Annotated in this window: 6 protein-coding genes and 2 pseudogenes; 4 read left to right on the plus strand and 4 right to left on the minus strand. The window is 73.0% G+C overall.

What is annotated here, in order from left to right:
* Both ACXJMZ_RS35040 and ACXJMZ_RS35045 read right to left on the minus strand, forming a co-directional pair.
* On the minus strand, positions 1-4,006 hold a 4,006-nt coding region (locus ACXJMZ_RS35040; protein ID WP_457034058.1), incomplete at its 3' end, for a DNA-binding protein.
* Positions 4,003-4,739, minus strand: a pseudogene (locus ACXJMZ_RS35045) (DUF4132 domain-containing protein). The gene ACXJMZ_RS35040 and the pseudogene ACXJMZ_RS35045, both read right to left, overlap by 4 nt.
* 281 nt (positions 4,740-5,020) lie before the next feature.
* Between ACXJMZ_RS35045 and ACXJMZ_RS35050 the strand changes: the two are divergent.
* The 4 genes and pseudogenes from ACXJMZ_RS35050 to ACXJMZ_RS35065 all read left to right on the plus strand — a co-directional run bounded on the left by ACXJMZ_RS35050 (position 5,021) and on the right by ACXJMZ_RS35065 (position 7,585).
* Positions 5,021-6,214, plus strand: a complete 1,194-nt coding sequence (locus tag ACXJMZ_RS35050) for a hypothetical protein (RefSeq protein ID WP_457034059.1) — start codon at positions 5,021-5,023, stop codon at positions 6,212-6,214.
* Positions 6,215-6,317: 103 nt separating this feature from the next.
* Positions 6,318-6,731 (plus strand): VOC family protein, encoded by a 414-nt coding sequence (locus tag ACXJMZ_RS35055; RefSeq protein WP_457034060.1) that lies wholly within the window; start codon positions 6,318-6,320, stop codon positions 6,729-6,731.
* Between the two features lie 200 nt (positions 6,732-6,931).
* Positions 6,932-7,162 (plus strand): annotated as a pseudogene (locus tag ACXJMZ_RS35060) (SCO2583/SCO2584 N-terminal domain-containing protein); the annotation flags it as partial.
* Between the two features lie 102 nt (positions 7,163-7,264).
* A complete protein-coding gene (locus tag ACXJMZ_RS35065) occupies positions 7,265-7,585 on the plus strand; it encodes a hypothetical protein (protein ID WP_457034070.1) in 321 nt (106 codons plus the stop codon).
* Here ACXJMZ_RS35065 and ACXJMZ_RS35070 read toward each other — a convergent pair.
* Both ACXJMZ_RS35070 and ACXJMZ_RS35075 read right to left on the minus strand, forming a co-directional pair.
* Positions 7,573-8,154: a hypothetical protein gene (locus tag ACXJMZ_RS35070; protein ID WP_457034061.1), complete on the minus strand. Its 582-nt coding sequence runs from the start codon at positions 8,152-8,154 to the stop codon at positions 7,573-7,575. The two genes, ACXJMZ_RS35065 and ACXJMZ_RS35070, sit on opposite strands and share 13 nt — an antisense overlap.
* Positions 8,155-8,176: 22 nt before the next feature.
* Positions 8,177-8,587, minus strand: coding sequence for a hypothetical protein (locus tag ACXJMZ_RS35075; protein WP_457034062.1), 411 nt, complete (start codon positions 8,585-8,587; stop codon positions 8,177-8,179).
* Positions 8,588-8,789 lie beyond the last annotated feature (202 nt).

Below are 8,789 nucleotides of genomic sequence, written 5' to 3' on the forward strand. Positions count from 1 at the left end.
AGCCGCTCCCGCTGCCGTCCACGGGTACGCAGCGGTCGCGGAGTACCGTCCAGGCGAGGTCCCGGCCGAGCTCGGCCGACCCAGCCGGGTCGAGCACGGCCGTGACGGCGTGCCCGGCGGTCCAGGAGGTGCGCAGCGCCCGGGCGGCGTCGCCGAGCAGCGCCTCCGGTACGGCGACGCGCCGGCCGACGGTGGCGTTCCACAGCTCGGCGGCCGAGGCGACGTCAGGTCCCTGCTCCCACAGGGTGGTCGGGTCGGCCGGCAGCAGGGCGGCCAGCAGGCGCTTGCGGGCCTCGCTGTCGAGGTTGCGCAGCTCGTCGCGGGCGACGGCGGCGTCCGCGACCTTCAACCCGAGGGCGGCCCGGGTCTCGGTGGGCAGGAAGTTCCGGTCGTACGCGTCGATCCCGGGCAGCCCGGCGGTGATCAGGGCGGCCATCGTGGGCGTGACGCCGGTGAGTTCGGCGAAGCGCTCGGCCGCCTCGGGCCGCCAGGGCGCCGGGCCGCGCGCGGCGGTCTCCGCGAGCACGGCGGCCACCCGGTCCTCCGCGTCCCCCGCAACGGGGGCCCCGATCATCTCCACCGTGTACGGCGCGGGCGGCTCGAAGCGGCCTGACGGGTCGTGGAACAGCACGGCTGACACGGTGTCACCGTTGTCCGCCTGGTCGGAGTCCGTGAAGAGCACGAACGCCCCGTCACCGAGCGCCAGCACGGTGTCCTGCTCGCTGTAGCGGTGCTTGCCGTCGGGGCCCAGCAGGTGATGGCCCGCCAGCTTCAGCACGCCCGCCCGCCAGTGCGGTGCGCCGCCGCCGAGGCCGAACCCGTCGAGGGTCTCGGCGAGCCAGGCCAGCGTCTGCCGTTCCTCCGCCGGGAGGATCCCGGAGGCGGCGCGCAGCGCGGCCGACTCGGCCAGCCCGCCCAGCTTCTCCCAGCCGATCCCGGTGTAGGGGAGCGGCTGCGCGTCCGGGTGCAGGCGGCCCGCCGGGGCGGCCGGTGCCTCGGGGCGGGTCACGGTGGCGAGGAAGGCGAACTGCTCGGCGATCCGGTGGGTGTTCGAGTTGCCCCACCAGTGCCCGAGGACGCCGAGGCCACTGAGCCCGGCGTGCAGCTCCCGGTCGCCCGGGCCGGTCGGCTCCGTGACGGCCGGGCCACCGGCGAGCTCCTCCGTGAGCCGGGCCGCGACCGAGTCGAGCACCCGCTGCTGGAGGGCGGTGTACCGCAGCACACCGAGCACACCGTTCAGCAGGGCCTGGTCGGTGACCCCGGGCAGCAGTGCGGCGACGGTGGCGGGCAGCCCCTTCACGTGCTCGACCGAGGTGACGGCGGCGACCGCGGCCTTGAGCAGCACGGCGGCCGTGTCGCCGTCGAGGCGGCGCAGCGCGAGCGAGCCGGCCTCGTCACGCGGGCGCAGGCAGTGCCAGTAGCGCAGCGGCGGCAGGATCGGGGTGCCCGCAGCGAACTGGCCGGGAGCGGCGTCGGTACGGGCCTCGGCCATCAGGGTGCCGTCGGCGTCGTGGAGCCTCACCTCGTAGTTGCCCTGGACCACCGCAACCGGACGGTCCGCACCGGGGAAGCGCAGCAACCGGGTGGGCATCCCGGTGTCGGCGGGCAGGGTGACGCTGTGCCCGGCCAGGTCCTCGCCCCGGTGGGAGCCGTCGGGCAGTCTGACGGCTCGCCAGCCGAGCAGGCCGCCGACCGGCGCCCCGCACGGGGAGTCCACCGCGTCCGGTTCTGGCAGCACCCAGCCGTCCTTGAAGGTGCTGCCGGCCGGGGCGTCCCCGAGCGCGTCGGCCAGGAAGGCCGGCAGCGAGACCCGGCCGAGCGCGCCGGTCGCCGGGTCGTACTCCCGCCAGGTGTACGGGTCCTCGCCGCCCGGGTCGGCCCAGACCCAGAACGACGTGCCGTCGCTGATCACCTGCCGGTCGCCGGGCAGCGCGGTGTCGCCGGCGTGCACGACGCCCTCGCCGGTGGTGCGGCCGCCGGCCGCGAGCGGCAGGCCGAAGCTGCGCAGCGTGCCCAGCCAGGTGGTGCGGGTGCCGCGGACCCGGGTGTCCTCCGGCATGGTGAACGTCCGGTCGGCGGCGGTGTGCCAGTAGCCGGTGGTCCGGTGCCGGTTGGCGCGCGAGTTCCACTGCACGAGCAGCGAGCCGTCCACGTACAGGAAGCCGAGGTCGGTGCCGTTGCTGTCGCCCGCCGGTATCCGCAGGTCATGGGTGAGGACGGTGCCCTCGGCGCCGATCACCCTGGCCTGCGAGGGGCCTGCCGCGATCAGGTGCGGCCAGGCGTCGGCGACCACGATCTCGTCGACGTCCTTGCGGGGCACCAGAGTTGACGCCGCCTCGTCCCAGGCGGGCCAGCCCAGCTCGTCCAGGATGCCGCCGCGCAGCGTCCGGGCCAGGGTCTGCGACAGGTCGAAGCCGATCGCCGCCCTGACCTCCTGCTCGGCGAGCACCAGCACCTCCCCGGGCAGCCAACCCAGCCGGGACAGCGCGTCGGGCAGACCGGGCAGGCCGGCCGCCGCCGACTTCGCGGCGACCTCCGCCATCCACTCGGCGAGCATCGGGCGGCCGCCCGGGGAGCGGGTCAGCACGCCGAACGCGGTCCGGCCCTCGTGGTCGTTGGAGATCCGGTACGCGCCGCGCCGGAAGGCCGGCCGAAACCTCGGGTCGGTCTCGACGGCGAGCAGGTCGCGGCGGCCCTCCTCGTCCTGGGCCCAAGCCTCCAGGCCGAGCGCCGTGCTCTCCTCGGGGTCGGCGACCGGCAGACCCAGGGTGAGCAGCTGGTCGAGCAGATCGATGTCGGACTCGACGATCGGCAACACCCCACCGGAGAGCGCGAGTTCGGTACGCAGCTGCTCCGCCATCCGCTCCACCAGCGGGTACAGCGTCAGGATCCGGGGCGCGCGCCGCCAGCCCCGGCCGCGCCAGGCGGTGAACCGGCCGAACCAGCCCGCGCTGCCGTCGGCGGGCCGCTCCGCCGCACCACCGCACAGACCGGCGTCCGCACCGGACTCGGTGAGTATCTCCAGCCACAGGCCCGGGAGTTCGCGGTCGTCACCGGTCGGCATCAGGTCGAGCAGCTGTCCACGGACGGCCGCGTCGCGCCGGGCCAGCGCGACCAGCGCGGCCCGGTGGCTCCGCCACCAGCCGCCCGCCGCCCGCAACGTGGCGGGCAGGGTGAGGAGTTCGGCCAGGTAGTCGCCCTCGGCCAGGTCCGGGTCGGTGCCCGCCGCCCGGGCCAGCTTCCGCAGGTCGGTCGCCATCTGCGCGGACGGCTGCAGCCCGCCCGCGGTGCGGCGCACGCAGAGCAGCCGGAACCGGTCGAACGCCTCCTGGGCCGGCACCCGCCCGGCGAGCTCCTTGCCGTACGCGGTCAGCACCTTGACGGGCAGTGCGCCCGCCAGGGCGAACTCCAGGAACACCGCGTCGATGCGGTCCTCGTCCAGCGCCAGGCCGTGCTGTGCCTCGGCCCGGCGGGCCTTGGTGAACAGCTGCGCGGCGTAGGTGGCGTTCTCCTGACCGAGGAAGACCCGGCCCGCCTGCTCGTAGAAGGTCGGCAGGAAGTGCGGCACCGCAGCACTGAGCCGCCCGGCGAGCTCCTGGTAGGCGTCCAGGGCGGCCTTCGGCTTGGACTTCGCCTGCCGGGCGATCCGCTCCAGCTCCGGCATGATGCCGAGCGCATGGTGGCCGTCCTCCGGATGGTGCGCTAGCACCCACTCGGGGAAGCCCAGCGCCTGGCGCAGCCCGAGACCGACCTCGGCCGGTTCGCCGTCCGGCTGCAGGCCCAGGTACCCCGCGGCCAGGTCCTCGGCCGCGCCGAGCTCGCCGGCGACGAGCCGCACCACGACCCGGCCGTCCAGGCCGGGGTGGCGGTAGCTGCGCGCGGTGAGCGCCACCGCGCGCTCGCCCGCGCCCTCGGTGCCGGGCGGCAGCACGGCGCCCGCCAGCAGCAGTTCGGCCGCCTGATGTTCCGTCATCGCCGCCGCGTCTCCCTCGGTGTTGTCGCTCATGCGTCCTTGCCCTCCTCGACCGTGCGCCCGGCGTACAGCGCCGCGGCCATCCGCATCCCCTCCGACCAGGCCACCGGCCCGACCTCGGGCAGGGCGATCGCCCGGCCGTCCTGGTCGTGCCAGCTCAGCCCGCCGGTCTCGGAGTCGCCGTCCCAGTAGGGTTCGCCGATCCACACGTGCGCCTCGACGGCCTGTCCGCGAGCTCGGCCGGCCGCAGCCAGCTCGCCCGGTGGATCTGCTCGACGCCCTGGACGACGCCGAGTTCGGCCGCGAACTCGCGCAGGTCCTCCAGGTCGGGCAGCAGCACCGGGTGCGGGAAGGTCACCGTGGCGGGCGAGATCCGGACGGTCTCGCCGTCCAGGTCGACCAGCCGGAGTTCGCCGTCTGCGGTGACGTCCCGCAGCAGGCCGACCTCCTCCGGGTCCGCGCCGACCACCACCAGGTCGCGCAGCGCGGCCTGCCAGGCCTCGTCGGGCCAGACCCGGGCCAGCAGCCCGGTCGGGACGGGCAGCGAGGACACCATCCAGGCGTCCGCCTGGGCGACACAGGACGCGGCGTGCCGGTCCAGCCACTCGGCGAACCGCCGCAACCGGTCCGTCTCGGGGTGCTCACGCACCGCCTTCGGGAGCGACTTCAACTGCCGCCCCGCAGCACGGCCGCCCGTCGAACGTGCCGTCACCCGGCCCTCCAGAAGGGTAACTTCGTACCCTTCGCCCGCCGCCAGCCAGCCCATCGGTCCCCACCTCAGTCTCGTACAAGTCGCCAAGAACCACCGCAGAGCCGGAGGGAAACGGACACTCCGTACGGTGATGCGGAAAAGCTAGCGGCTCACACGGACAATCGAGCGCGCAGGGTCTCCCCCGACCCCCTCGGTGACCTCCCCTGACCGGTCGTCAACGGCCGCCGCCCGTCACTCCGTGAGCTCTTGAACTCCCGTTCATCCGGGCGTTGCCCGCCACCGCGCGGGCCGGGTCGATACTGCTCCCCGAATCGGCCGACCCATCGGGAGACAACATGTTCAGCAAGTTCTACGCGTCCGCGAGCCTCGCCCTCGCGATGACCGTGGTGCCGGCCACCGCCGCGACGGCGGACGACGGCCGCGCCGCGCACGGCGCCCGCGCACCGTTCACGCTGGCCGTGTACGGCGACGCCCCGTACGGCACCTCGCCCACCGACACCTCCGAGTTCGAGGCGACCCCGGCGTTCATCGCCTCCGTCAACGCCGACCGGGACGTCAGCACCGTGATCCACGTGGGCGACATCCACTCCGGCAAGCAGTACTGCACCGAGGCGTACGACCGGTCGATCGCCGCGCTCTGGAAGACCTTCGCCGACCCGCTGGTCTACACCCCCGGCGACAACGAGTGGTCCGACTGCCACAAGGCCGCCGAGGGTGGCGGCAAGTACAACGCCGCAACGGGCACGATCGACCCGGTCCTCGACCCGGCCACCGGCCGGCCCGTCGGCTACGCCGCCGGCAACCCCGTGCAGAACCTCGACCTGGTCCGCCGGACGTTCTTCGCCCAGCCCGGCCACACCCTCGGCAGCAACTCCCTGCGCGTCCTGTCGCAGGCCCAACTGCCGAACTGGACACACCCCGAGGACTCCACGTACGTGGAGAACGTGCTGTGGGTCAAGAACGGCACCCTGTTCGTGACGGTCAACCTGCCCGGCGGCTCCAACAACGACGCCGACCCCTGGTACGGGGCACCGACCGCCTCCCAGGAACAGCTCGACGAGGCCACCCACCGCACCGCCGCCGACCTGCGCTGGCTGGACACCGCCTTCGCCCTCGCCCGGCTCGGCGGCATCTCCAGCGTGGTGGTCACCGCCCAGGCCGACATGTGGGACCTGGACGGCAAGCCGGCCTCGCACGTGGCGAACTACGAGCCGTTCGTCGCCAACCTGGCCTCGCACACCACTGCCTTCGGCAAGCCGGTCCTGCTGCTGATGGGCGACTCGCACGTCTACCGCTCGGACAACCCGCTCACCCAGGGCTCGGCCTGCACCGGCGACGAGGGCGTCTGCTCCTACGACGCCTGGAACAGCCACCCGAGCTACCAGGTGCCGAACTTCCACCGCATCGTCGTCCACGGCAGCACCGTCCCGATGGAGTGGCTGAAGCTGACCGTGAACCCCGGCGCCCACAACCCGACCACCGCCACCTCCTTCGGCCCGTTCACCTGGACCCGCATCACCAAGGGCTGACCCACACCCCGCACTCGGCGCGTGGGCGGGGAGTCGTACCGGCTTGCGGCGATCCGTCGCCTAGTCTTCCCGGGGTGGCATACCGTCAGGAAAGGGATATCTCATGTCTTCTCGTCTCAATCCGTACATCAGCTTCAGCGGCGACGCCCGGCAGGCCATGGAGTTCTACCGGGACGTCTTCGGCGGCACCCTGACGGTGAACACATTCGGCGAATTCGGCCAGGCGGGCACCGACATCGCCGACAAGATCATGCACGGCATGCTCGAGACCGACAGCGGCTTCACGCTCATGGCCTCCGACACCCCGCCCGGCTGGGAACACAAGCCAGGCAACAACGTCTCCGTGAGCGTGAGCGGGGACGACGCGGACAAGCTGCGCGGCTACTGGGCCAAGCTCTCCGAGAGCGGCACGGTCTCGGTCGCCCTGGAGAAGCAGATGTGGGGTGACGTCTTCGGCATGTGCACCGACCGCTTCGGCATCATCTGGCTGATCAACATCAACCAGCAGCCGGTCTGACGGCCGTCCCCCCTCGCGCCCGCCCCGTCGGCTCGGATCATCCTTCTCGGCTGCCGCTCAGCGCCGGTGAGCGCCCCGGATGATCCGGCCGACGATGGCGGCGGCCTGTTCCGGATGCCCGTCCAACCACCTGCGGAGGTGCACCTGGACGGCCTGCCCGACGCACGCCCGAACTGCCGCGTTGCGCGTATCCGTTGACCATGGCCGCCACCCATCACCGTCCGTGGGCCGGGAGTTGGCGAAGCCCAGGACCCGCGCCTCGCGGGAGGTACACCACCGCAGCGCCACCTCCACCGTGCCCGCCATCTGCAGCTGCTCCTGCACGAAACCGCACCGAACGGGGCTCGGCTGGGCGGCTTCTGTTGGACGAGAACTTCGTCCAACGCGCTGCCGTCAGGGAGCCGTCGGCGCGCACCCGGATGCTCTCGGCGCAGTGGCGCCACCACGAGCCGGTCGACCCCGGTGGCCGCCGATCGTCACCGAGTCGTCCCCGGAACACCTGGTCACGCTGGTCGGACTCCCGAGCGCGGTCCGTGCTGGCGGTCCTGTGCGGGCTGACCGTGCTGCTGGCGGCGGTGTCGTACTGGACCGGCCGGGGTCCGTACGCCGCCGACCGGTCCGCCCCGCCCGGGCCGCACGTGTTGCTGCCGTCGGTGGATGCCGCGCTCCCCGGGGGCGGGATCTTCCCCGGCAGCAAGTGCGGCGCCAAGGGCTTCCACCACTTCACTCTGCCACCCGCCACCGAGAGCGGGCAGCCGAGCGCACCGGGGCCAGAACTCACCCTCGGGTCATACGGGTTCGAGTCGATGTCGGCGAACGATCCCGGCGTCATCCCTCGGGTTCACCCGTCGTGAGCGACGTCCTGACCGCTGACAACCTTCTGCACTGACGAGATATCAGGGATGAGTCCCGCCGACCAGCGCAGCAGGGCGCCGCCCGCCAGCCGTACCAACTCCCGTGCAGCACGGTGGTGGTGGGTGGGATGGAAGCCGGGAACAGCACCCAACAACGAGCCGTCCGACGGATCCCAGACCTGTAGGCCAGGACCGCCCGCCGAGTACAGCAGCCCCCGATCGGCGAACAACTGCCCGTCCGGACCAGCGAATTCGACCACCCGGGCCGCCTGCACACTCCCGTACGGAGTGACCGACCGCCCGGTCACGTCCACCACGGTCACCCCCGGGACGATCCGTTCACGTCGGTCGCCGAGCCCGCCGATCGCCACCCGGCGTCCGTCCAACCAGGCGATCGGCCGATCCCAGTAGTGGTCGCAGTCGGCCAGTACCACCCGACTGGGCCCGTCCTCCGACTCGTACGGATTGCCGTCCAGCCAGTCGTGCAGGCTCCAGGCCGTGACCGCTCCGACCGGGTGCCAGATCCACCCGTCGTCCACCAGGAAGCGGCCGTCCGGCCCGACGTGCAACGCGCCGTGGTAGTAGTCGAGGTCATGCTGGCTCCCGGGCCCGGTCTCCCGTGTGGAACGGGACGGTGTCGGTGTCGCCGTCACCACCGTGCAGGACCAGCCGACGGGCGCCGGTCCTGAGGTCGAACACCTCACCGTGCACTCCGTAGTCGAGCACCACCGCCGCGAACCGGCCGTCCGCCGAGGCGTGCAGGCGCCTGCGCTGCTGACGGCCGTCCCACGGTTCAACCCCCACGGGGACGGTGACGCCGGCCCGGGCCGGAGTGGACCAGCGGCCCGTCTCCAGCGACCACCGCACGATCCGTCCGTCCTCGCACAGCGCCAGCCACACCGCCCCGGGCCCGTCCACGGGCGCCAGGTCGACCACCGGCCCCAGCCCGGCCGGAACCGGGGTCACCCGGATCGCCCGGCCGAACTCGGCAGCACCGTTCACCGGCATTCTCGTTCCCCTGTCTCCCGCCCCACCCCACGTGCCCGCACTCCATCACGATGTCCACCCCCGCACCAACTGCCCGAATCATCAAGCCGCTTGAAGCCAATGGCATGGCCCTGCCACCAAAATTCGGTTTCCCGCCCGCACCCGTCCGGGCAGGGATGGCGACCGCACCACTGTTCTCACCCGTCCGCGGGGGGGG

This window comes from Kitasatospora sp. P5_F3, from assembly GCF_054049135.1.